The sequence below is a fragment of the Photobacterium sanguinicancri genome, from assembly GCF_024346675.1.
Classification (GTDB): domain Bacteria; phylum Pseudomonadota; class Gammaproteobacteria; order Enterobacterales; family Vibrionaceae; genus Photobacterium; species Photobacterium sanguinicancri.
The window spans coordinates 1410258-1433535 of record NZ_AP024850.1 but is presented as its reverse complement, the minus strand read 5'-3'; the positions used below and the strand labels follow the sequence as shown (position 1 = coordinate 1433535).

At 43.6% G+C, this 23278-nt stretch carries 24 protein-coding genes and 1 riboswitch; of the genes, 10 read left to right on the top strand and 14 right to left on the bottom strand.

Features of this window, described 5'->3' with window-relative positions:
• Positions 1 to 34 precede the first annotated feature (34 nt).
• Positions 35 to 937 carry a LysR family transcriptional regulator gene (locus OCU87_RS06870; RefSeq protein ID WP_062690377.1) on the bottom strand — a complete coding sequence of 301 codons (903 nt, stop codon included), beginning with the start codon at positions 935 to 937 and terminating at the stop codon, positions 35 to 37.
• Positions 938 to 1094: 157 nt separating this feature from the next.
• On the opposite strand from OCU87_RS06870, the gene OCU87_RS06865 reads away from it, so the two are divergent.
• Both OCU87_RS06865 and OCU87_RS06860 read left to right on the top strand, forming a co-directional pair.
• Entirely contained in the window at positions 1095 to 2792 is a 1698-nt protein-coding gene (locus tag OCU87_RS06865) for an L-lactate permease (protein WP_261858076.1), read from the top strand.
• A 208-nt stretch (positions 2793 to 3000) separates the two neighbouring features.
• Entirely contained in the window at positions 3001 to 3864 is an 864-nt protein-coding gene (locus tag OCU87_RS06860) for a bestrophin-like domain (RefSeq protein WP_261858075.1), read from the top strand.
• A gap of 55 nt (positions 3865 to 3919) precedes the next feature.
• Here the strand turns inward: OCU87_RS06860 and OCU87_RS06855 are convergent, their stop codons facing one another.
• Positions 3920 to 4819, bottom strand: a complete 900-nt coding sequence (locus tag OCU87_RS06855; RefSeq protein ID WP_261858074.1) for a DMT family transporter — start codon at positions 4817 to 4819, stop codon at positions 3920 to 3922.
• Between the two features lie 585 nt (positions 4820 to 5404).
• On the opposite strand from OCU87_RS06855, the gene OCU87_RS06850 reads away from it, so the two are divergent.
• From OCU87_RS06850 to OCU87_RS06840, 3 genes are all read left to right on the top strand, one after another.
• Positions 5405 to 5572: a hypothetical protein gene (locus OCU87_RS06850; RefSeq protein WP_164488547.1), complete on the top strand. Its 168-nt coding sequence runs from the start codon at positions 5405 to 5407 to the stop codon at positions 5570 to 5572.
• Complete coding sequence (locus OCU87_RS06845) at positions 5572 to 6780, top strand: MFS transporter (RefSeq protein ID WP_261858073.1); 1209 nt, start codon at positions 5572 to 5574, stop codon at positions 6778 to 6780. Before OCU87_RS06850 ends, OCU87_RS06845 begins: the two co-directional genes overlap by 1 nt.
• A 318-nt stretch (positions 6781 to 7098) precedes the next feature.
• Positions 7099 to 7270: riboswitch (Lysine riboswitch) on the top strand.
• Between the two features lie 85 nt (positions 7271 to 7355).
• The gene (locus OCU87_RS06840; RefSeq protein WP_261858072.1) at positions 7356 to 8942 is read left to right on the top strand and encodes a Na+/H+ antiporter NhaC family protein; all 1587 of its coding nucleotides are present in this window, start codon (positions 7356 to 7358) and stop codon (positions 8940 to 8942) included.
• A 513-nt stretch (positions 8943 to 9455) separates the two neighbouring features.
• Here OCU87_RS06840 and htpX read toward each other — a convergent pair.
• The gene (gene htpX / locus OCU87_RS06835) at positions 9456 to 10334 is read right to left on the bottom strand and encodes a protease HtpX (protein WP_261858071.1); all 879 of its coding nucleotides are present in this window, start codon (positions 10332 to 10334) and stop codon (positions 9456 to 9458) included.
• 405 nt (positions 10335 to 10739) lie between these two features.
• On the opposite strand from htpX, the gene OCU87_RS06830 reads away from it, so the two are divergent.
• From OCU87_RS06830 to OCU87_RS06815, 4 genes are all read left to right on the top strand, one after another.
• The gene (locus OCU87_RS06830; RefSeq protein WP_164488543.1) at positions 10740 to 10898 is read left to right on the top strand and encodes a hypothetical protein; all 159 of its coding nucleotides are present in this window, start codon (positions 10740 to 10742) and stop codon (positions 10896 to 10898) included.
• Between the two features lie 327 nt (positions 10899 to 11225).
• Positions 11226 to 11810, top strand: coding sequence for a GNAT family N-acetyltransferase (locus OCU87_RS06825; protein WP_261858070.1), 585 nt, complete (start codon positions 11226 to 11228; stop codon positions 11808 to 11810).
• A 194-nt stretch (positions 11811 to 12004) separates the two neighbouring features.
• Positions 12005 to 13177, top strand: coding sequence for a MerR family transcriptional regulator (locus OCU87_RS06820; protein WP_062688839.1), 1173 nt, complete (start codon positions 12005 to 12007; stop codon positions 13175 to 13177).
• Between the two features lie 222 nt (positions 13178 to 13399).
• Complete coding sequence (locus OCU87_RS06815; RefSeq protein WP_062688837.1) at positions 13400 to 14113, top strand: HAD family hydrolase; 714 nt, start codon at positions 13400 to 13402, stop codon at positions 14111 to 14113.
• A 137-nt stretch (positions 14114 to 14250) separates the two neighbouring features.
• On the opposite strand, the gene OCU87_RS06810 is transcribed toward OCU87_RS06815, so the two are convergent.
• On the bottom strand, positions 14251 to 14424 hold the full coding sequence (locus OCU87_RS06810) for a hypothetical protein (protein ID WP_157072551.1): 174 nt from the start codon (positions 14422 to 14424) through the stop codon (positions 14251 to 14253).
• A gap of 184 nt (positions 14425 to 14608) precedes the next feature.
• On the opposite strand from OCU87_RS06810, the gene OCU87_RS06805 reads away from it, so the two are divergent.
• Positions 14609 to 15466, top strand: a complete 858-nt coding sequence (locus OCU87_RS06805) for a helix-turn-helix transcriptional regulator (RefSeq protein WP_261858069.1) — start codon at positions 14609 to 14611, stop codon at positions 15464 to 15466.
• Positions 15467 to 15495: 29 nt separating this feature from the next.
• Here the strand turns inward: OCU87_RS06805 and OCU87_RS06800 are convergent, their stop codons facing one another.
• From OCU87_RS06800 to OCU87_RS06755, 10 genes are all read right to left on the bottom strand, one after another.
• Positions 15496 to 15882, bottom strand: coding sequence for a thiol-disulfide oxidoreductase DCC family protein (locus OCU87_RS06800; protein WP_062688834.1), 387 nt, complete (start codon positions 15880 to 15882; stop codon positions 15496 to 15498).
• 215 nt (positions 15883 to 16097) lie between these two features.
• Positions 16098 to 16541 carry a F0F1 ATP synthase subunit epsilon gene (locus tag OCU87_RS06795; RefSeq protein WP_062688833.1) on the bottom strand — a complete coding sequence of 148 codons (444 nt, stop codon included), beginning with the start codon at positions 16539 to 16541 and terminating at the stop codon, positions 16098 to 16100.
• Positions 16542 to 16551: 10 nt separating this feature from the next.
• Positions 16552 to 17937, bottom strand: coding sequence for a F0F1 ATP synthase subunit beta (gene atpD, locus OCU87_RS06790; RefSeq protein ID WP_094955750.1), 1386 nt, complete (start codon positions 17935 to 17937; stop codon positions 16552 to 16554).
• 74 nt (positions 17938 to 18011) lie between these two features.
• Positions 18012 to 18887: a F0F1 ATP synthase subunit gamma gene (atpG, locus tag OCU87_RS06785; protein WP_094955751.1), complete on the bottom strand. Its 876-nt coding sequence runs from the start codon at positions 18885 to 18887 to the stop codon at positions 18012 to 18014.
• 53 nt (positions 18888 to 18940) lie between these two features.
• Positions 18941 to 20482 (bottom strand): F0F1 ATP synthase subunit alpha, encoded by a 1542-nt coding sequence (gene atpA / locus OCU87_RS06780; RefSeq protein ID WP_062688831.1) that lies wholly within the window; start codon positions 20480 to 20482, stop codon positions 18941 to 18943.
• 13 nt (positions 20483 to 20495) lie between these two features.
• Positions 20496 to 21044, bottom strand: a complete 549-nt coding sequence (locus OCU87_RS06775) for a F0F1 ATP synthase subunit delta (RefSeq protein WP_261858068.1) — start codon at positions 21042 to 21044, stop codon at positions 20496 to 20498.
• Positions 21045 to 21057: 13 nt separating this feature from the next.
• On the bottom strand, positions 21058 to 21528 hold the full coding sequence (locus tag OCU87_RS06770; RefSeq protein ID WP_062688828.1) for a F0F1 ATP synthase subunit B: 471 nt from the start codon (positions 21526 to 21528) through the stop codon (positions 21058 to 21060).
• 53 nt (positions 21529 to 21581) lie between these two features.
• Positions 21582 to 21818 (bottom strand): F0F1 ATP synthase subunit C, encoded by a 237-nt coding sequence (gene atpE, locus OCU87_RS06765; RefSeq protein ID WP_004730405.1) that lies wholly within the window; start codon positions 21816 to 21818, stop codon positions 21582 to 21584.
• Between the two features lie 49 nt (positions 21819 to 21867).
• Positions 21868 to 22638 carry a F0F1 ATP synthase subunit A gene (gene atpB / locus OCU87_RS06760; RefSeq protein WP_062688826.1) on the bottom strand — a complete coding sequence of 257 codons (771 nt, stop codon included), beginning with the start codon at positions 22636 to 22638 and terminating at the stop codon, positions 21868 to 21870.
• Position 22639: 1 nt separating this feature from the next.
• Positions 22640 to 23038, bottom strand: coding sequence for an ATP synthase subunit I (locus tag OCU87_RS06755; RefSeq protein ID WP_062688824.1), 399 nt, complete (start codon positions 23036 to 23038; stop codon positions 22640 to 22642).
• Positions 23039 to 23278: the final 240 nt, after the last annotated feature.

Below are 23278 nucleotides of genomic sequence, written 5' to 3'. Positions count from 1 at the left end.
ACTCATAGCATGAAAGCGAGCCACTAATGATGCATTAAAAATAGTGGCCAATAGCGAGATAACGCGCACGAATATGCTCTATTAGTAACCTGATTTTTTGCGGTGGTTGGCGAGTGAACGGGTAAACTGCATAAATGCCTAGCCGCTTACCAACTTGCTTAGGGAATAAATCCATTAAATCCCCTTTCATCAAATCGTGATACACCAAACACCTTGGTACATAAGCAATACCGTGACCGCCTAAGGCTGCTTTACGTAATGCTCCCGCGTTATTGGTTGAGAAGTTACCACTGATCCGCACGATATAATTACCGCTATCTCTTTTAAACAACCACTCCGCTGCACCTGTTGTTTGGTAAGCATACTGTAAGCAATTATGGTTCACTAAATCCTCGGGATGCTGCGGTTTTCCGTTTCGGCTAATATAGGCAGGTGCCGCGCATATTACCCATTGCGAATCTAAAATATGGCGTGCAATTAGGTTGGAGTCTTCGAGGTGACCGGTTCTGATCACTAAGTCAAAACCATCATCAATCAAATCCACAAACTTATTATCAAGCGACATATCCACTGTCATCCCCGGATTTTGCACGCAAAAATCCGCAACCGCATCTGCTAAAAGTAGGTCTCCCGAGATAGTAGGCACTGACATTTTCACATGTCCAGTCACTTTTTCACCAAACCCTGCCACGGTATCTATTGCCTCTACCGCTGCCTGCTTCACATTTTTAGCACCTTGATAAAGTAATTTTCCAGCCTCACTCACCGTTAACTTTCGTGTACTTCGGTACAAAAGTTGTACTCCAAGGCTTTCCTCTAATCGCGCTATCCGCTTGCTAACCACTGAGTTTGTAAGGCTGTTTTGCTCTGCTACTCGACTAAAAGAGCCGAGCTCCACAACCTGTGCAAACAGGATCAAGTCATCTGTTTTAACCATGATTTATCAACTTTTGGAAATAATCTTTTTCATTATTTCCCTATATTAAGAAAAATGAAAGGAGTACCGTCACGCTTGATTTACATATTCGCTACAAACACAACAAAATAATTAATCTAACGTTAAAACAAAACGGCTGTACGAAGGATGTACTCTAATGACTGATACCCTACTCGCTTTACTCGCCTTTTCGCCGATAGTGCTCGCCGCTATCTTACTGGTTGGCCTTAACTGGCCAGCAAAACATGCAATGCCTGTTGCCTTTGGTCTAACGGTTATTATTGCCTTATTCGGTTGGGACATGTCCGCTAACCGTGTGCTGGCATCCAGTATCCAAGGCTTGATGATCACCATTGCAGTATTGTGGATCGTGTTCGGTGCCATCTTCTTGTTAAACACTTTAAAGCACACCGGCGCCATCACCACTATTCGTAATGGTTTTACTGATATCTCCACCGATCGCCGTGTTCAAGCCATTATCATTGCATGGTGTTTTGGATCATTCATTGAAGGGGCATCTGGATTTGGTACTCCTGCGGCGATTGCGGCACCACTATTGGTTGCCATTGGTTTCCCAGCCCTTGCTGCCGTACTGATGGGCATGATGATCCAATCAACCCCTGTTTCTTTTGGCGCCGTTGGCACACCTATCATCGTAGGTGTCAATAAAGGACTCGACACTCATAACATCACGGAATCATTAGTCGCTAATGGCTCAACATGGGATGTGTACTTACAGCAAATCACCACAAACGTTGCATTAATCCACGCCTGTGTTGGCACCTTAATACCAGTGCTTATGGCGATGATGCTAACGCGCTTTTTTGGTAAAAACCGAAGCTGGACTGAAGGGCTAGATATTCTACCATTCGCTATTTTTGCAGGCTTAGCTTTTACGATTCCTTACGCATTAACAGGTGCATTACTTGGCCCAGAGTTCCCATCTTTGATTGGTGGCTTAGTGGGATTAGCCATTGTGGTAACTGCGGCGAAAAAAGGCTTTTTAGTGCCTAAATCAAAGTGGGATTTCGAAAGTGAAGACAAATGGCCAGCAGAGTGGTTAGGTTCTCTAAAAATTGAAATCAAAGAGACAACGGGTAAGCCAATGAGCCTGGCGCTTGCATGGGCACCTTATGTACTGTTAGCTGTAATACTGGTTGCTAGTCGCGTAAGTAAAGACTTCAAAGGTATGTTGACCGATGTCAGCTTCTCGCTAAGTAATATCTTAGGTGAGTCTGGGATCAGTGCCGCAATCCAGCCGCTGTACTTACCGGGTGGAATTCTAGTGTTTGTTGCACTGCTTGCGGTATTGCTGCAATCACGCCAAGTCAGCCCATTATTTAAAGCTTTTGGCGAATCAAGTAAGACCCTGATTGGCGCTGGCTTTGTACTTATATTTACCATCCCTATGGTACGTATTTTCATTAACTCAGGCGTAAATGGTGCAGATTTAGCCAGTATGCCAGTAACCACGGCGAACTTTGCATCAGGCTTAGTCGGTGAGTTCTTCCCTGCCCTTAGCGCGACCATAGGTGCATTAGGTGCATTCATCGCAGGTTCTAATACAGTATCTAATATGATGTTTAGCCAATTTCAATTTGAAGTGGCACAAACACTAAGCATCTCAAGTGCGGCTGTTGTTGCCTTGCAAGCAGTAGGTGCAGCGGCGGGTAATATGATTGCGATTCACAACGTGGTTGCCGCATCAGCTACGGTTGGCTTGCTAGGCCGTGAAGGCGCAACTTTACGTAAAACGATTATCCCAACTTTCTACTACCTTGTTATGACGGGTATTATCGGCTTAGTCATCATTTATGGCTTCAATATTAGCGATCCACTGATAGTGGCTCATTAACGATAGTCGTTAATACCAGCTTAAGATCTGGTCTCAACCTAAAATAGATTAACGATAAAATAAGCCAAGAAAGGGACTTCTTGGCTTATTTTTTTACCACTGCTTAAGCCTTTTTCCTGCCATATTCCAGCCGCGTCTATCATCCAAGACACGCAGACAAAGTGTCGCCAGCTATACTGTAATCACCTTGTGCGCATAAGGAATTGATGTGGTGATAGAATCGCTTCCTACTTTCGTTGGCTTAGCCACCGTTATCAGTATTTCCGCACTAATTGCAGTGCTATTCACCACCATTATCCACTATGCTGTTCATCCCGCCCGTACCGATGAAAATGCCCAACTTTGCTCAACGCTATCAACACGCTTAGGCGCCATTCAGGCATTCATTCTCGCACTGGCATTCAATTCTGTTTTTTCCGAATACAACGAATTGCGGGAATCGATTGATCAAGAGGCCATGGTGATTTCGTTAGTATTAGAAGATTTAAGTGAGGAATTACCAAGAGAACACGCTATACCTAGCATCACCACATTGGCGAACTACGTATATGCTGTGATTGAAGAAGACTGGGGCACCAAAGATCCGTTATCAAGCAGTCTCACTGCCGATCATGCTTTATATGACTTACGCCGCTTGCTAGATGCTATTCCACGCAATGACGAAATTGTCGACACAACCAATGAAATCGATCGACTACTCGATGAAATAGAGCGCTTACGTATGCAACGCTTGTTTGACTACGACGACGATCTACCACCACTGTTTTGGGCCATGGTCATAGGGTTATTTTTCTTGGCGCTGATCCCCCTTAGTTATTTTAAACAAACCAAGGTAAGCATGTTTTATCTGTCTTCATATGGTGCTGCAACGGGCATGGTAATGTACGCTATTTTAATTTACTCACAGCCCTTCCAAACCAGCTTAACCGTTGGCAACCAACCGTTTAAGCAAGTTCTGCATTCGATAGAGAATGAATATAAATTACTGAAAAATCGCTCGGATGATTCTAATGACCTTCGATTGCCCGAGGTCAAATCCATGCAAGCGACGCCTTATCAGCGTGAACGCTAATACACTGCAAAGCAAAAAAAACTATCACACTAAGCAGCCATGCGACTAGCCAACACTAGGACGAATGAAGATCAGAGCGTTTAAGAAATGCTCGAATTTTAGGGTTAGATAAACCACGGTACAGCAGCAAAGAAAACAGGATCATTGTACAGCCTATTACCTTAGCGGCAGGCATCGCTTCTTTGTACCATAAAATGCTCAATAGCACCGTCCAAATCGGCTCCAAGATCATGATGATCGCAGCATTGGCTGCCGTGACCCGTTGTTGACCCATGGTTTGAGTCAGGTAACGTAAGCTAGTAGCAAACAACACACTTAATGCAAACCATCCCCATATTACCGATGGTATTGTTGCAGGCCATGTCTCAACAGATAACGATAGGATTAGTCCTAGCACACCTGTTACGAACAATTGAATGCAAGTTAGTAGCATCACAGGCATACGCTGAGCAAAGCGACTATTAAAGTTAAAATGCAATGCCAAAAAGAAGGCAGCAAGTAAGAACCACAATTGGCTGACAGATCCTTGCCAGCCCTGTGAAAGTGATAACAGCATTAAACCAACAATGGCAAACGGTAACGACAACCAAAATTCTCGTACAGGTTTATGCTTAAAGAGTACCCACGCCACTAACGGTGCAAGCAATACCGACAGGCTCATGATAAAAGCCCCTTCCCCTAAGGTATCGCTGATTGAAATTGCATAAATCCAGCACAATAATGCACCAGCGAGCAAGCAACCTACCGACATAGAGCGCAGGACATCGCCAAGTGCAACCGTTTTAAAATGCTTGAAACAAAAAGGAAGCAGGATCAGTGAGGCAGTAAAAAAGCGTAACCCCATAAAGCCAAATGGTGGCAAACCTTGAATCACTTCTTTCGAAAAGATCCAGCCAGCAGAGGCGCAAAATGTTGTAAAGAGGAGTAAGAACTCAGCACGTCTTTCGAGGGTCATTTAATGATTTATCTTAAACAGAAATGGAGCAATGAGGAATAACGCGCATTGTATGATGATTTTGCAAAAACACGATTAGTTTCACAATGAACCGAGTGATTTATCACAAAGATCATCACATTTTATACCTACAAGTATTCATCTAAATCATTCAAATACCTTATAGTCTGCTCAAATATCAGAAATAAACTTCTGTATGAATAAAAACGCAAAGACAATACCCCACTCTACTATCATTCTTCATCCTACTCATGCCGAAGATATCAACATTTTTTTAAACACCAACAAGATGATCCAACTAAGTACATAGCGGGATTTGTTATTGGGAATTCCCAACAATCGGAAAATCTACCAAGCATTTTGGCACCGTGTTTGCGTCATTGCCGCTTCAAAGCACTTGATTCAACTGTTAGTTTTTCAGCAATTCGAAAAGAAAACGTTGAAGAAACCTTCTTTATTTTTCACAGAAGTTAACCTCTCTCATTCAATGCATTTTATGCATAACCTTCCTGATTTTTATTCATTTGTGTCATTAGCTACGTTTCTTTAATATCCGCGCCTCGCAATTTCGCGTATGAGGCACTGATGTTTTCACAATCACTTTTTGCGCAGTTAAGTCGTATGGTTTTACTGCTCATCATTACCCTTATTGGCGTTCATCATTGTCAGCCTTTGTTAGATGCACTCGCGCAGCATGCTGTCCATGCTGGTTGTCATCAATCAAATTCGGATTCACATACAGAGCACCATTAATGAGTATTTTTCGTTTTCCACTTTTAGTATGGATGGGAATAGGGACATTAATTTTTAGCCTTGGGATTAGGCAATCTTTTGGTATCTTCATGATGCCAATCTCAGATACATTTCAAACTGGCCGTGAGTTCTTTAGCTTTGCGATTGCCCTGCAAAACCTGTTATTTGGCATGTTCCAACCTTTTATTGGCATGGCATCGGATCGCTGGGGACCACGCCGCATTATTATGCTTGGGGCTGTTGCCTATGGTGCAGGACTGTACCTAACGTCAATCGCGACTGAGCCAAGCATGCTCTATGTCACTATTGGCATGTTGATCGGCCTTGGTTTAAGCGCAACCAGCTATGTGATCGTACTTGGGGCTATTGCACGCGTAGTACCTGCTGAACACACAGCAAAAGCATTTGGCCTAACCACCTCTGCGGGTTCGTTTGGTATGTTTGCGGTTATCCCTGGTGCACAATCGCTACTGACACATTTTGACTGGCAAACCGCATTGCAAATCTTTGCTTTATCTTGCTGTTTAATGATCGCATTCGCGAGCTTTATGAAAACAGAAAGTGCCAACAATAAAGGCGGTACTGTTGAAGATTCACAAACATTAAAACAAGCATTGTCTGAAGCCTTCAACCACAAAGGCTATTGGCTAATTCATGCGGGTTTCTTCGTATGTGGTTTTCATGTGATGTTTATTGCGACCCACTTACCTAGCTATTTGGCCGATAAAGGCTTACCCGGCAATATTGCCGCGATGGCATTAGCCTATGTGGGTATTTTTAATATCTTCGGATCGTATTTTTGGGGCGTAATGGGCGATAAGTTTGACAAACGCTATGTCATGACTTCGCTGTACCTTGTTCGTACTGTGGTTATTGCAGCCTTTGTTACTTTACCTGTTACTGAGCACACCGCTGCAATATTTGGTGGTGCGATTGGTTTTTGTTGGTTAGGTACAGTGCCGTTAACCTCTGGCTTAGTTCGTCAGATCTTCGGCGCGCGCTACTTATCAACCTTATACGGTTTAGTTTTCTTTACACACCAAGTGGGTAGCTTCTTAGGTGCTTGGGTCGGTGGTCGAATTTACGATTACTACGGTTCGTATGAACCTATTTGGTGGTCGACTGTAGTGCTGGCTTTCATTGCGGCATTACTTCATCTTCCAATCAACTGCAAACCAGTTGCTCGCTTGAAGGTGGCGTACAGTTAATCTGTAGTAATAAAGCTTTCAGATAGCACAACAGTAAGCACCTGGCTGCATAATAATTTATGCAGCCAATATTTCCCTACGTTCACCCTCCATTTTATCACCTCCGCCTAACAACAACTCTGCGCACACTTTGTTGCTAAAAAGTACCTGAGACATTCACAAAACGAACAATCCTCAATCATCTATTTGATATATTTATCATCACAATCAAAAAAATTGCATTTAACTGTGAATAAAGCGGATTATTTGATGACTAAAATATTCAACCACATATAATACCAACACTAGGCATTTCATTGGTATAATGGAGTTTGCCAACCCTAAAGTAGAGGCGCGCTGCCTAAAAGTATCCGAGTGGAGGGTGATTCCTTTGATGCCGGAGAAAGGAGCCAGCGCCGAAGTGACTGTGACTATCAACCTCAGTCGCTGGGTCTGTGCCGAATAGGTACAGAACTGCCATAGGTTTTTACTATGGAGCGCTGCCAGAAGGGGTAACAAGTGATCGTTATTATGCTTCTTAGTTACTCGTCCTTTCGGTAGATCTCCACCTTATATGTTGTAGGTGAACTGAGATCATGAACCTTTTTGATTTTTCGGACTCTCTTTGGTCCGTACTGCCCGCTATGATAGCGGTCATCCTTGCTGTTTCCACGCGTCGTGTTTTGCTATCTCTCGGCACAGGTATCGCAGCTGGTGCATTAATGCTTAACCATTATTCGCCGCTAGACACCCTTCACTATTTAGTCGGCAAAGTCTTAGCCATCGTATGGAGTGACGGCACGGTAAACGGCGACAATGTAAATATGATTATTTTCATGTTATTGCTTGGTGCGCTGATTAGCTTAATGAGTGTTTCTGGCGCAACGCAAGCTTTTGCCGATTGGGCTTCGGTTCGCTGTAAAGACCGCCGCAGTGCTAAGTCGCTAACGGGTTTAATGGTGTTTGTTTTCTTTATTGATGATTTCTTCCATAGCCTTTCCGTTGGTGCTATTTGCCGCCCAGTAACAGACCGCTTCAAAATCTCCCGCGCTAAACTTGCTTACCTACTCGACTCTACTGCCGCTCCTGTTTGTGTTTTGATGCCTATTTCATCTTGGGGTGCTTATATCATCGCACTTGTCGGTGGCATTATGGTTGCACATAACGTAACAGACCAAAGCCCTATCGCTGCGTTTGTAGAAATGATGCCAATGAACTTATACGCCGTGTTCACCCTTGTTATGGTGATATGCGTTATTTTCTTCCAGTTAGACATTGGCCCAATGCGTAAGCACGAAGCAAGAGCTCTAGAAGGTCAGCTTTGGGACGAATCACAAGGTAAACCTGCAGGCCTAGACGTAGAAGTACCTGAAGATGCTAAAGGCGGCATGATTGATATGGTATTGCCTATCTTCACACTAACCGCTGCGACTGTTTTCTTTATGGTGCAATCTGGCGCTGAAGTACTTGCCGCAAATGGCCGCGCATTTAGCGTTATTGGTTCATTTGAAAATACCAATGTTGGTTCATCACTGGTTTACGGTGCGATTTGTAGTTTAGTGGTTTCAGTTGGTTTGGCACTACGCTTAAAAATGAGCGCAAGTACGTGGCTTAAAGCTGCACCTCAAGGTATCTCTGCGATGATGCCTGCCATTGTTATTTTATTCTTCGCTTGGACTATTGGTGCTGTTGTTCGCGACATGCAAACAGGTATTTACTTAGCGTCTATGGCTAATGGTAATTTACCTATCGAATTGTTACCGGCGCTGGTATTCGTTTTATCTTGTGCAATGGCGTTTGCGACAGGTACAAGTTGGGGTACGTTCGGTATCATGCTGCCACTCGCAGGTGATATTGCAGCAGCAAGTGACATTGCGATGCTACTACCTATGCTGTCTGCTGTACTAGCAGGTGCGGTATTTGGAGATCACAGTTCGCCAATCTCAAGTACCAGTATTCTGTCTGCAACAGGTGCAGGCTGCCACCATATGGATCATGTGCTGACTCAACTTCCATACGCCTGCTCTGTCGCGTTTGGCGCACTACTAGGCTACTTAGCAATTGGCTACACTCATTCTGCGTGGGCAGGTCTGGCCGTCAGTGGTATCTGGTTCTTAGGTTTCTGTATTTTTGCAATGCGCAAGGTACAACCTGCTATGGCAAGTGAACCTGTTACGAACTAAGCAAGTTACCCTCAACGCTATCCACGGTTGAAATAGAAGAGCAAAGCTATCATGGCTTTGCTCTTTTTTTATATCGACATTATGGCTCCCTCATCAATATCAACTCAAATAAGTCAGTGTGCAGTTTTCTGCTTAATCGATGTTACGTAGGAAAAGACACATAGAATAAAGCGTAGATTTTGTCGTTCGTTATTCGACTTACAAAATTTATAACCCGATTGTCAGGGGCGTGTTTTAACCAGCAAAAACGATAAATTACTTAGCTGGCTTAGTATCCCATTAAGCGTTACCTATCATAACTACGATAGATTCAATTATCCCTTCGAAGTCAGAAAGTCAGAAAGTCAGAAAGTCAGAAAGTCAGAAAGTCAGAAAGTCAGATTATCAAATCAGCAGCAACAAAAAATGCCAGTCAGCAAAACTGACTGGCATTCGATTTGTACTTGTCACTCGCTTCTATTGCTAGCTGCGTAGCTTCAATATTCCGAGAGCTAACTCTTAATCAATTACCGATTAAAGGTGCTCACCACGGCGTAGTGCATCGATACGTTTTTCTAGCGGTGGGTGTGTCATGAATAGCTCAGACAGTGACTTCTTACCGTTAATACCAAATGCCATCATAGAACCTTCAAGTTGTGGTTCTTGGCTCATTTTCAAACGCTCTAGCGCGGCAATCATCTTTTGTTTACCCACTAGGTGAGCCGAACCTGCATCTGCCTTAAATTCACGATGGCGGCTGTACCACATGGTCAAGATGCTCGCCAAGAAGCCGAACAATACTTCCATGATAGAAGAGACGATAAAGTAAGTCATGTAGCTACCACCCTCGCCTTCTTCATCGTTACTGTTCACGCCACTGATAGCACCAGCAACTAAACGAGAGACGAAAATAACAAAGGTATTCACTACACCTTGCATCAAGGTCATCGTCACCATATCGCCATTCGCTATATGGCTAATTTCGTGAGCTAGTACAGCTTCAGCTTCATCACGAGTCATGCTGTGCATCAAACCTGTTGATACCGCAACCAATGAATCATCGCGCTTTGCACCTGTCGCAAAAGCATTGATGTCAGCAGAGTCGTAAATCGCTACCGTTGGCATACCGATGCCCGCTTTTTGCGCTTGACGCGAAACGGTTTCAATTAGCCAATGTTCAGTTTCATTTCGAGGGTGTTCAATCACTGAACCGCCCACTGAACGCAACGCCATCTTCTTCGACATGAATAGAGAGAACAGCGAGCCACCAAAACCAAATAGTGCCGCCATAACAAGTAAGCCAGAAAGACTACCCGGCTGCATACCTGTGACAGCATAAACAATGTTCAAGACGACACTGAATACCAACATAACGGCAAGGTTGGTTGCCAAAAACAATGCAATACGCTTCATATTTGTAGTTTTCTCCAATAAAAGAAGCTTCAACAGCTTTATTGTTAATATGCCATTACAACTGTATACACACTGGATTGGTATATACGTAAAAAGCATTTAACGAGTTATCTATATAGTATGGTCGATCAAAGTGATTACAAGTGAAAGTAGCAAATTGTTACTTTTCGTTAGCTAGTATACATTTCCCTTCTAACCAATAACCGCTAGCCCATTGTATCGAAAGAGTTTTCTATACAACAATAGATATTAAGACTAAGTTACAAATTAACCTCACTAGCTGATTAAATGCTGAACAAAGTGTTTTTTTATTAGTATAAGACCTTAGTCGTATTGCATAGATCATGCTAGTTAGCTATTGTCGATAGCATATAGAACGAATGTCATATCTATCAAGGAGGAAAAATGGCAGATCAAGAGAATTACCAAGTTGCAATTGATATCCTTCGCTGCCATCTGGGCATGACTGCAGATGAAGCGCACAAAGAACTTGGTTTAGATCAGTCAGGCACGCAACAGCTATCTTCAACACAAGAAGCACTTATTGGTTTAACACAAGACTAAAATCTGTTCTTCAACGTTATAGCTTGCTCAGATGAATCCCCTGTCACTCGCGGGGGATTTTTGTATCAGACCTTCCTCACCTTAATCTATGCCTTTACTCTGCGCTTGACCTAATAGTAATCCGACCCAAACTATCGTCACCTATCACAACATTTTCACGCATTCCAAAAAGTGTCGGAAATATTCAATCAGTCTTACGCACTCTTCACTATCATCACCTTGTAATATCCATTCCATCGATTAGCTAGTCAGACATTGCGCAGGAAAAGCAAGAATGATTTGATAATCAATGAGCTTGGTATAATTCCAATTATAAGGTTTACAACATTGTCTACTCTATCTCTTAAAAAAGGCCAGCCTGTTGCGTTAACGTCAACGCTGAATATGTCATTAATTACCCAAAGCGACTTACCTGACATTATCGATATGCTTGGGAATCCAGCGGTAAACGAATACCTATTTTTTGCCCCTGCGCCCGTTGAAATTTATGAAGGTTTCTTTGGTCCAATTATAGAAAACACCGAAAGTGCAATAGCTGCAGGTGAATGGCCAGAACAACTCACCGTCGTTATTCGTAACACGAAAGGCACATACATGGGTATGGCAGGACTACCGTCGGTGATGTTCTTAGAAGGCAATTTTGAAGTTGGTTACCAGCTAGCAGAGCATGCTTGGGGACAAGGCATTGCCACTCAAGCCGCACAATACTTAACAGCACTTGCATTTAACGAGCTTAGCGCTCACAAAGTAACAGCTGACTGTTATGCCAGTAATGTAGGCTCGTACAAAACGTTAGAGAAATGCGGGTTCAAACGCGAAGGTTGTCAGAGCGATTACTACAAAGTTGGAAATGGCTTTGTTGACCGCCTGCATTACGGTATGACCAAAGCTGATTTTATTGCTAAAAACTAACAACGTAAAAGCCTAACAAATATCGTTCACATCATTACGCTTTCGTGATGATGTGGCTCTATTTCCCACCCAATTCACGATCTTCTATGCTTGTCACCTCACCATCAATAAATTAGTTCGACTATTAGTATTGACCTGTCTATAGCTTTACAGTTTACAGTACCTTGATTCAAACAATCGTGTGGAGATAAACAGTGTATCGAATTTCAGAACTCGCAGAACTAGTGGGCTTATCACGCACTGCTCTACTCTATTACGAGAAACAACAACTGATTAAAGGTCATCGCCTCAACAACGGCTATCGCGTGTACAGCGATAAAGATTTACAGCGGATCCGCCTTATTCAACAACTGCAATCTGGTGGGTTAACACTCAAAGAATGCAAAGCGTGCTTAGAAGCAAAAGTGGATCGTCAGCTGCTTAAAAATCGCTTACAAGAATTGGATAGAGAGATTGCGCAAAAGCAGCAGTCTCGTCAATTACTCGCCGCGTTACTGGGTGAAGGTGACCTAAAAGCATGGCATGAGAACGTCGATAAAGTCGCGCCTGATGCACACTTAGACTGGTTAATTAAGCAAGGTTTTACTGAAAAAGAAGCTTTGCGATTGAAATGGTTATCAAAAGACATGAACGAACACGACACTTACATGGCCGACTTTATGAAGGTCTTTGAAACCCTTGAACGCTGGGGGCCTGGCAACGACAGTGAAACGCTTCAAGCGTTATCTATATTACCTGAACAGCCTAAAAAAATTCTTGAAATCGGTTGTGGCAAAGGGCTAGCCACCACCGTATTGGCAAATAATACAGATGCATCAATTACTGTTGTTGATAATGAAGATTCTGCGTTAGAGAAGCTTTCAGAGCGTTTCAAGGCAATGGACTTAGTATCTAGACTAACCACAGTTTCAGCCAGCATGACAGAGCTTCCCTTTGCTCCTGCAAGCTTTGACTTAATTTGGGCTGAGGGGAGCGCGTATATTATGGGTACGACCAATGCTCTTTCTCAATGGAAACCACTGCTTATCGATAATGGGTTCATGATGCTCAGTGACTTAGTCTGGTTAACCGATACACCTAATGAAGAAGCGATCAATTTCTGGCAGAAAGAATACCCAGATATGCAGCCAATAGCGACTCGATTAGCACAAATCAATACCGCAGGTTTTGACGTCATCGAGCACTTCACACTCAGTAAAAAAGCATGGCAAAACTACTATGAACCGCTCAAGGCTCGTGTGGAAGCACTTAGAGATGAAATGCCTGGTTCTGTCGCGCTTGAAGATATTAGTAAAGAAAATAACATCTACACCAATTACCTTGGCCAATTTGGCTACCAGATGTTTATATTAAGAAAGCGACGCTAATTATTTTGCCTATTCACATCATTTCAATACTGTCATGGTGTGAGTTCCCCCTCTAACAAACTCAAACAATTTCGCTTATATTCTGAATAAAGCAATCAACTCACTGTTTCCCTGCATCGACGTTTTAAGCCTGTTTCAATTTACAGTTTCCGTTATATTTACTGCACAACAGAACAACACCTAGCCGTTTGCGCGACTGGGTATCAAAGTACGAGAAAACAAATGAAGCTAGATGCCATCCTTTGGGATTATGACGGAACACTCGTAAACTCAGTACCCAAAAATATAGATATTACTAAACACATTTTATCCATTGTTGCGCCCCACCTAACGGGAGACAACCTGCCAGAATGCCTACAAAGTGAAGTTGCCTATCATCAAGTAAACCATGCGGCTAAAAACTGGCAAGATCTGTATGTTCGTTATTACGGTATGACTGAATCTGAAATGTTAGTGGCAGGTTCGTTATGGTCGGAGCATCAACTGAGCAACACGACGCCAGTTCAACTGTTCTCTGACGTAGACAGTACTATCAAAGATTTAGCCTCGATCCCGCATGGTATCTGTTCGCAAAATGCCTCAAACAACATCGTTAATGTATTGAATACAGCGCAAGTCGACTCTTACTTTAAAGCCGTTATTGGCTACGATGATGTGTCTAGTACAGGGCAAAAACCATCACCAGAAAGTGGCTTGCTGTGTTTGAACCAGCTATTCGATAACCCTGAAAGCAAAACCATTATGTATATTGGCGACCATGAAGCTGATGTGCAGTTTGCCAGGAATATACATACTGCATTGGGCGAAAACGCGCGCGTTATTGCTGTTGCCGTAACCTACAGTGGTGCAACACCTGAACGTTGGGCTACTCAACCAGATTTCATTATTCACACGCCAACGGAATTAACCGCTCTTTGTGAACAGTATTCATTATAGCTACCGCTATTTACAATCTTCTCTGAATATACAAGAGCGCAGCGGCCAATTTTAGTTGACCACTACAGTGGCTGCTGAATATGAACGAATACTGATTAAAGCCCCTTGTTTATCATAAGTGGGGGGATATTGAGGTATTATTTTTGCTGTAAACTTCGCGCTAAATCTTTCCGATAATCGTCATAAGAAGCGTAGCCATATAGTCGCCACATATCTGTGCTTTTTAACCCATACCGATACACACACTCTGCAAGCCATTGTTGACGATTAATCGCGATAAGCTGTTCTATTTTTTGTTTAAGTAATGTCATCTTAGTTCTCCAATGTGGTGGACATTGAAAGTATATGGACCTCAACTCACAGTAAGAGTATTCAACGAGCAAATGGCAGTACTTTTCGCGCAATAAGAACATTCAAGATCTATTTTAGGTATAATTTAAATACTAAAAAATCACCAAGCAAACATGAGTGATACAAAGTAATGAAGACTAAGCGATGAAGGGATACCTTGAAAAAGTGCCGCAACGAATTGGTGCCTCTTGGCGATACCGAAAGATCGTTGAAGGCAGTAAAAGCTATGGTTGGCACAGACACAAAGAGTACGAACTCGCCATTCATCGTCATTTTTCGGGTAGCTGCTTTGTCGGCCACCACCAAAGTGAGATTAACCATAATCACATGGTACTTATCGGCCCAGATCTCCCTCATGCGATTTATTCCAACGCCGATGGGGAGCATACTCAGTGTGAGACGCATGTTATTTGGTTTCGTAAAGAATGGGTTCATCAACTCATCGCTTGTTGCCACGAGCTAGAACCATTAAAACGGTTACTCTCAAATGCTAGCCACGGCATACAGTTTTCGACAGATACAACAGAGCGCGCAACACAATTGTTGGGAGGTGTAATTGAAATGCCTCCTCACCAACAACTCACCACACTATTTTCATTGTTCTCACTACTGCTTGAAGATAAACAAGCACAGCAGCTCATTAACCTTGTGGCACCCGTTGATGAAGATGAAAGAATAAGTGAGCGTATTGGTAGAGCAGAGGCATTTTTGATGCAAAACTTTGCAAATGACATCGCCGTTAACGATCTGGCTGAACATTTATATATCAGTGAGAGTAGCGTTCGAAGGTTGTATCAAAAGCACTACAAGGAAAGCTTCAGCCAACACTTAAAGAAGATCAGGCTCAATGTCGCCTGCGATCTACTGATGAATACCAGTTTACCGATAAATATCATTATCCAAAAAGTAGGCTACGATAACCAAGCAAATTTTAACCGTCAGTTCAAAGCATACAAGCATGTTACGCCGACGGCTTATCGGGCGGCGATGAAAAGAAGTTAATGATCTAACGTAATTCAATCCAACGTTAATCACCGTGAACATGTCCCACTATCACAACGCGATTTACCGGTTAACCAATATGAAAATCGGTATCTGTTTCTAGCAAAGTACAGGTAAAAACGATCGGCTAGTGGCTTAATGAGAGGCCAACGTAACGGTGCGTATAACCAGCCTCGCCCAACGAGTTGCCACGCACGGTGTGTGACATCTAACCCTAGTAATAACTGCCCTTTATCATCTAGCGCATGTAGTACTGTATTAGCAGCATTCGCATCTATTTGTGGGTAAGCACTGAAGGCGTCACTGTAGATATCCACGGTTTGAATGAAATGCTGTTTGTCTCTTGCCGCTAAAGCCGCCATTTCTTTTGAACAAAGCGGGCATGTGCCATCATAAAATACAGTTAGTTTGGTCATTACAAATTTCGTCGCTATGAGTAACCTGTACCCTAGTGTACGCGGTTAAACACCTTTAGATCATCAGCTCGATTAATTCCACGCAAAAAAAAGGCCCCGAACTCATCACTGAACGGGGCAAGACAACTCTGGAAATGAAATTTAATTAGCTTTTCTGAAACCGTATTTCAATCTGGACAGCGGTCGGTAATCCGTGTCCAGACTGCAATATCGGTCTATCGGCGCCTCTGTTTCTGGCTTAGTTCAACAGCACGAAGTTGTGCCATTGCTTTTGCCAAATCCATTTGCGCCTGTGCGAAGTTCACATCGTTAGCATGCTTAACAATGTTCTCTTCTGCTGCACGGCGTGCCTCGTCCGCGCGGGCTTTGTTGATATCCTTCCCGTGCATAGCTGTATCAGCCAACACGGTTACTACTGAAGGTTGTACTTCAACAATCCCACCCGAGATATAAAGGATTTCTTCAGGATCCTTTAGACCGGTAACGAAACTCGCCACACCTGGTTTGATCCCACTCAGCAAAGGAGAGTGGCCCGGGCGAATACCTAACTCACCATCGAACCCTGCAATCGCCAGCGCATGGGCTGGACCAGAAAACAGTGGGCCTTCGGCACTCACAATGTTGAGCTGGAACGTATTGTTAGTAACGCCAATTGCCATAACTTCCTCTCTATACTTGCTTCGCTTTTTCAATTACTTGATCGATACTGCCGCAGTACAGGAATGCCTGCTCCGGAATATCGTCATACTCGCCGCTTAGCAGCCCTTTGAAGCCTTCGATAGTTTCTTTAAGAGAAACGAACACCCCAGTCTGACCTGTAAACACTTCAGCAACGTGGTAAGGCTGAGTTAAGAAACGTTCAATTTTACGAGCACGAGAAACGGTTTGTTTATCTTCTTCAGACAATTCGTCCATCCCTAGAATGGCGATAATATCTTTGAGCTCTTTGTAACGTTGCAATACAGTTTGTACACCACGAGCAACTTGATAATGCTCCTGACCTACAATCAGCGGATCAAGCTGACGTGAGGTAGAATCCAGCGGGTCAATCGCAGGGTATAAACCAAGCGCCGCAATGTTACGTGACAGTACAACCGTGGCATCTAAGTGCGCGAAGGTGGTTGCTGGTGATGGATCCGTTAAGTCATCCGCAGGTACATATACCGCTTGGATCGAGGTGATCGAACCTTTCTTAGTCGAAGTGATACGCTCTTGCAGTACACCCATCTCTTCAGCCAACGTAGGTTGGTAACCTACCGCTGATGGCATACGACCTAACAGTGCCGATACTTCTGTACCCGCCAAGGTGTAACGATAAATGTTATCGATAAACAACAACACATCACGGCCTTCATCACGAAAACGTTCAGCGATGGTCAAACCCGTTAAAGCAACACGTAGGCGGTTACCTGGAGGCTCGTTCATTTGGCCGTAAACCATGGCTACTTTGTCGAGTACGCCAGCCTCTTTCATCTCGTAATAGAAGTCGTTACCTTCACGGGTACGCTCCCCTACACCAGTGAACACAGACAAACCTGAGTGTGCTTTTGCGATGTTGTTGATAAGCTCCATCATGTTGACGGTTTTACCCACACCCGCACCACCGAATAGGCCGATCTTACCGCCTTTCGCAAACGGACAGATCAAGTCGATAACTTTCACGCCGGTTTCAAGCAGTTCAGCGCTATTGGCCTGATCTTCATACGAAGGCGCGTCACGGTGAATGGCGTAAGTCACTTCTTCGCCTATCTCACCGCATTCATCAATCGGTGTGCCTAGCACGTTCATGATTCGCCCTAACGTTGCTTCACCAACTGGAACCGAGATTGGTGAACCACTGTTTTCAACAGTTAAGCCACGACGCAAACCGTCTGATGAACCCATTGCAATACAACGTACAACACCACTACCAATTTGCTGCTGGACTTCCAGCACTAGCGAGGCGTGATCGCCATCAATAATATTCAGCGCATCGTACACACGTGGTACGCTGCTTTGGCTAAACTCTACGTCAACGACCGCGCCGATGACTTTAACAATTTTTCCCGTACTCATTTGTTATCCTCGGAAATTCATTTATACCAATCGGGGTAAGTAAGTGTTCAGACTCTTACTTAGTTAGCTTGGTATTACACGGCCTGGGCACCAGACACTATCTCACTCAACTCTTGAGTGATCGCTGCCTGTCGAGCTTTGTTGTATACCAACTGAAGATCATTAATCAGGGCGCCTGCGTTATCGGTGGCCGCTTTCATTGCGACCATTCGAGCAGCTTGCTCACACGCACAACTTTCTACTGTTCCCTGATAGACCTGCGATTCGATATAACGCAGCATTAATTCATCCAGTAACGCCTTGGGATCTTGTTCATAGATATAGTCCCAGCGACCTGCCGACTTTTTACTATCCGCATTATCGGCTTGTGCCAACTCAGGCCGAGGCAGTAACTGTACAACCTGCGGCTTTTGCACCATGGTGTTGACGAATTCGTTGTACACCAGATGTAAGCGATCAATTCTGCCTTCATCGTAATGTTCCAGCATGGCTTTTACTGGACCAAGTACATCTTCCAACTTAGGCTTGTCACCCAGACCCGAGGTCTGAGCAACAACATTGCCGATGCGGTGGAAGAAAGAGATGGCTTTTGAGCCAATCAAAGAAGTATCAACTTCTACCCCTTTCTCTCGCCATTGCTGCATCTCGACTAGTACTTTTTTAAACAGGTTGTTATTCAAACCACCACACAATCCTCGATCAGAAGAAATAATGATGTATGCGACCCGCTTAATCTCGCGTTCTTCAAGATATGGATGCTTGTACTCCAGCGAGCCAGAAACAACATGGCTGATCACCTTACGCATGTTGTCTGCATAAGGGCGCGTCAGCACCATATTGTCTTGCACCTTACGCATTTTGCTCGCGGCAACCATTTCCATCGCACTAGTGATCTTCTGAGTGTTCTGAACACTACCGATCTTGGTGCGAATTTCTTTTGCGTTTGCCATTTTTCGCTCCTGTCTACCTTGTTGCTACACCGCCGAGTGGCTTACCCTGACGATCAAAACGACTGGGTATCCATGAAGGTCTTCAACAGGTTATGCAGACTGGCTTCAATCTCATCGTTATAGTTACCTGATGCATTAATTGAAGTAAGTAACTCAGCTTGAGTGCTCTTAGCAAAAGCCATTAGCTCTTCTTCAAACTCACCAACCTTCGCCAATGAAATACCATTGAGATAGCCTTTTTCGGCAGCAAAGATGGCTAGTGCCTGCTCAGCAACTGACATTGGTGAATACTGCTTTTGCTTCATCAGTTCTGTCACTTTCTCACCGTGATCCAACTGCTTGCGGGTTGCATCATCCAAATCGGATGAGAACTGGGCAAAGGCAGCCAATTCACGATATTGCGCTAGCGCGGTACGGATACCACCAGACAATTTCTTGATGATCTTGGTTTGAGCAGCACCACCTACGCGAGATACAGAGATACCTGGGTCAACCGCTGGGCGTAAGCCTGCATTGAACAAGTGCGTCTGTAGGAAGATCTGACCATCAGTGATGGAGATAACGTTAGTTGGAACGAATGCAGATACGTCACCAGCTTGCGTTTCGATGATTGGCAACGCGGTTAATGACCCCGTCTGTCCAGTGACTTCACCATTAGTGAAATGAGTAACATAGTCTGCGTTAACACGAGCTGCACGTTCTAGCAAACGAGAGTGAAGGTAGAACACATCACCAGGAAAGGCTTCACGGCCAGGTGGACGCTTAAGCAATAGTGAAATTTGACGGTAAGCAACAGCCTGTTTAGACAAGTCATCGTAAACAATAAGCGCATCTTCACCGCGGTCACGGAAATACTCACCCATCGTACAACCAGCATACGGCGCAAGATATTGCAGTGCAGCGGCTTCTGATGCGGATGCCACTACAACAATAGTATTTTGTAATGCATCATTTTCTTCAAGCTTACGTACAACGTTGGCAATGGTTGATGCCTTCTGGCCAATAGCAACATAAACCGAGTAGATACCAGAATCTTTCTGGTTAATGATGGCATCAATCGCCATCGCTGTTTTACCTGTTTGGCGGTCACCGATGATCAATTCACGCTGACCACGGCCAATAGGCACCATGGAGTCAACTGCTTTGTAGCCCGTCTGAATTGGTTGATCAACCGACTTACGATCGATTACACCAGGAGCAATAATTTCTACCGGAGCAAAACCGTCGCTTTCAATCGCGCCTTTGCCATCGATTGGTTGACCTAGCGTATTCACAACTCGGCCAAGTAACCCCTTGCCGACAGGTACTTCAAGAATACGGCCTGTACCTTTTACTGTCATGCCTTCTGCAAGATCAGCGTAAGGGCCCATAACAACAGCACCGACAGAATGGCGCTCAAGGTTTAATGCAAGGGCATAACGGCCACCCGGTAATTCGATCATCTCACCTTGCATTACATCCGCAAGGCCATTAATAGTGATGATACCGTCGCTGACAGAGATAATTGTGCCTTCGTTACGTGCCTGACTGGCTACGTTAAAGGTGGCGATCCGTTGTCTTATTAGATCGCTGATTTCATTTGAATTTAATTGCATATCTAGTACCTAATTACACCTCTAGGCGGATCGCAAGTCGATCAATAGCGCTTTTCAGCGAGCCATCAATCACCAGTTCACCAGCAGTGATCTTAATTCCCCCAACCAGCGATTTATCAACCTGGCAAGTCAGAGAAACGGTGCGGTTCAACTTCCGCTCCAGAGCTTGGCTCAAGCTATTTGCTTGCTGCTCATCCAATGGTTCAGCCGTAACAACACAAGCCTCGACAGTGCGTTCAAAATCAGACTTGAACGTCTGGTAAAGCTCAGTAACCTGAGGCAATACCGCTAACCTGCCATTTTCTGCCATTAGCTTGACCAAATTCTGCCCGTGCTCGTCAATGAGACCATCGCAGATAGCCAGAAAAGACTGGTTAAATGCATCGTGAGCATCCGGGCCAAGCATATCGAGTGCTTCAATCTGGCTGGCAACAATTGGCGCTTCGGCGACTTCTTTCATCACCACCAGCATATTTTCCCAAGCTTCTAGTTGATCCGCATCGCGAGCATAATCAAACGCTGCTTTTGCGTAGGGGTAAGCAATGGTTTGTGAATCAGACATTCTTAGCCCCTTATTACAGATCGGTAATGATCTTATTGACCAATGCTCGGTTAGTGTCTGTGTCTAGCTGACGGTTAATCAGCTTCTCTGCACTTTCAATCACCAAGGCTGTCATTTCGTGGCGAAGTTCTTCGCGAATACGATTACGCTCACTTTCCAGCTCAGTTTGCCCAGCGGCAATAATGCGTGCTTTTTCTTGCTCCGCTTCGAGCTTGGCATCTTCGATGATCTGCGTACGACGTTTATTACCTTGTTCAACTAAACTACTGACTTGCTGTTTGGCATCATCAAGTAATTTGGCACCATTGGCTTTTGCCATTTGCAGCTCTTTCGCCGCATACTCGGTATGAGACAGCCCTTCGGCGATAACTCGCTGGCGCTCATCAAGTAATGCAGTCAAAGGAGGCCAAACATATTTCATACAAAGCCAGACAAAAATCACGAATGACAGTGCCTGTCCTAGCATGGTGGCATTTAAGTTCATTCCATCCTCACTTTTTGGTAACCCAATGTTGTTTAAAAGAGTGGTTGAATGACTTATGCCACAGCAAAGATGATGTACAGACCGATACCTACACCGATCATTGGTACCGCATCCACCAGACCCATCATGATGAAGAACTGAGTACGTAGCATTGGGGTCAAATCAGGTTGACGTGCCACACCTTCAAGATATTTACCGGCCAAGTTACCGATACCGCTTGCTGCACCCGCAGCACCTAAACCAATAAGCAGTGCACCCGCAACGTAAAGAACCGCACTAACAATATCCATGAATAACTCCGAATCTAATTGTGAAAAAATGAAACTAAAGAAAATAAAATCAATGTTGCTCTTCTACTGCCATTCCCAGGTAAACAATTGTCAGTACCATGAAAATGAAAGCCTGCAAGAACACGATTAAGATGTGGAACAGTGCCCACGGCACACTCAGTGCCCATTGCATCCACCAAGGCATTAATGCGATAAGAATAAAAATCATCTCACCTGCATACATATTTCCAAACAGCCGTAAACCAAGTGAAATAGGTTTGGAGATCAGTGTTACTAATTCCAAAATAAAGTTCACTGGATACAACAGTGGATGAGCAAAAGGTTGTGTTGTTAGTTCTTTAATAAACCCAACTAACCCTTTATTTTTAAGCGTATATCCAATAATAAGAATGAATACACCAAGCGCCATCGACACAGGAACATTTATATCAGCTGATGGTAGGTCTCTGAAATGCTCAAACCCAAGAATACGTGCAATCATTGGCACAAAATCCACAGGGAGCAAATCAATAGCATTCATTAAGAATACCCATACAAATATGGTTAATGAAAGAGGACCTATTAATTTATCTTCTGTTTTAAATATTTCTTTTACTAGGTTATTAACAAATTCAAATGTGATTTCAATAAAACATTGCAGCCTACCTGGAACACCACTTGTTCCTTTAGTTGCAACATACCTAAACACACCAATAAAAGTTAAACCTAACACCCAAACCATGAACATGGAGTCTAAGTTAATACTCCAGAATCCTTCGCCTGCCGTGAGAAATGTCAGATGGTGCTCAATATATTCATGAGCAGAAGTAACTATTTCCACCTTACGTCATCCTAAATTGAGGTTTGTTAAGTATAGGGGTTAAACAACTTCCCATATAAGTCAGAGAGTAAGCGATAAGCATTACTATCTCATTGATTTCTATAAACCTAGAGACCAACAACATCAATACAGCGGTGTACGTCAATTTAATCGACTCATTAAACCATGCTAGCTCACTGATGTGACTTCTGTTATTACGCTTAACTTTTACTGCAACAGCAAGCAAACCTAATAAAGAGGGAACAACAGCAACAGCAACGCCAATTAATGCTGACTCAACACTCAGGGAATCTCCCGACACTATTTGATATAAAATCACAGCGGCACCAACAATTGATTGTGCTAGCAATAATGACTTCACAACAGAAATAATATCTGAACCCGGGGAGTAGCTTTCCATAGATATATCCTCTTACGTTAATTAATATTTAGCTAACCACCTCCCAAATATCATCAGATATAAAATAACCGACGCAATAATAAATAAAACCCAAAGTGTTTTTTTAAACTAACACAAAGATTTTAAATGTCACACAATTTTATTAATGATTTTAATATTATTAAACTTCCAAACATAAAACACATTACATTTGAAATCATCCAAACATATATTCAATTACAACACTTGCACTGAGATATT

Coding starts and splice junctions, on each gene's coding strand:
- OCU87_RS06795 (WP_062688833.1), bottom strand. CDS start 16,541: ATGGCAATTGGCGTTACTAACAATACGTTCCAGCTCAACATTGTGAGT.
- OCU87_RS06830 (WP_164488543.1), top strand. CDS start 10,740: ATGGCAGATCAAGAGAATTACCAAGTTGCAATTGATATCCTTCGCTGC.
- atpD (WP_094955750.1), bottom strand. CDS start 17,937: ATGAGTACGGGAAAAATTGTTAAAGTCATCGGCGCGGTCGTTGACGTA.
- atpA (WP_062688831.1), bottom strand. CDS start 20,482: ATGCAATTAAATTCAAATGAAATCAGCGATCTAATAAGACAACGGATC.
- OCU87_RS06755 (WP_062688824.1), bottom strand. CDS start 23,038: ATGGAAAGCTACTCCCCGGGTTCAGATATTATTTCTGTTGTGAAGTCA.
- OCU87_RS06865 (WP_261858076.1), top strand. CDS start 1,095: ATGACTGATACCCTACTCGCTTTACTCGCCTTTTCGCCGATAGTGCTC.
- OCU87_RS06775 (WP_261858068.1), bottom strand. CDS start 21,044: ATGTCTGATTCACAAACCATTGCTTACCCCTACGCAAAAGCAGCGTTT.
- OCU87_RS06800 (WP_062688834.1), bottom strand. CDS start 15,882: ATGACCAAACTAACTGTATTTTATGATGGCACATGCCCGCTTTGTTCA.
- atpE (WP_004730405.1), bottom strand. CDS start 21,818: ATGGATATTGTTAGTGCGGTTCTTTACGTTGCGGGTGCACTGCTTATT.
- OCU87_RS06810 (WP_157072551.1), bottom strand. CDS start 14,424: ATGACATTACTTAAACAAAAAATAGAACAGCTTATCGCGATTAATCGT.
- OCU87_RS06855 (WP_261858074.1), bottom strand. CDS start 4,819: ATGACCCTCGAAAGACGTGCTGAGTTCTTACTCCTCTTTACAACATTT.
- OCU87_RS06770 (WP_062688828.1), bottom strand. CDS start 21,528: ATGAACTTAAATGCCACCATGCTAGGACAGGCACTGTCATTCGTGATT.
- OCU87_RS06840 (WP_261858072.1), top strand. CDS start 7,356: ATGAACCTTTTTGATTTTTCGGACTCTCTTTGGTCCGTACTGCCCGCT.
- OCU87_RS06870 (WP_062690377.1), bottom strand. CDS start 937: ATGGTTAAAACAGATGACTTGATCCTGTTTGCACAGGTTGTGGAGCTC.
- OCU87_RS06815 (WP_062688837.1), top strand. CDS start 13,400: ATGAAGCTAGATGCCATCCTTTGGGATTATGACGGAACACTCGTAAAC.
- OCU87_RS06845 (WP_261858073.1), top strand. CDS start 5,572: ATGAGTATTTTTCGTTTTCCACTTTTAGTATGGATGGGAATAGGGACA.
- OCU87_RS06805 (WP_261858069.1), top strand. CDS start 14,609: ATGAAGGGATACCTTGAAAAAGTGCCGCAACGAATTGGTGCCTCTTGG.
- OCU87_RS06850 (WP_164488547.1), top strand. CDS start 5,405: ATGTTTTCACAATCACTTTTTGCGCAGTTAAGTCGTATGGTTTTACTG.
- htpX (WP_261858071.1), bottom strand. CDS start 10,334: ATGAAGCGTATTGCATTGTTTTTGGCAACCAACCTTGCCGTTATGTTG.
- atpG (WP_094955751.1), bottom strand. CDS start 18,887: ATGGCAAACGCAAAAGAAATTCGCACCAAGATCGGTAGTGTTCAGAAC.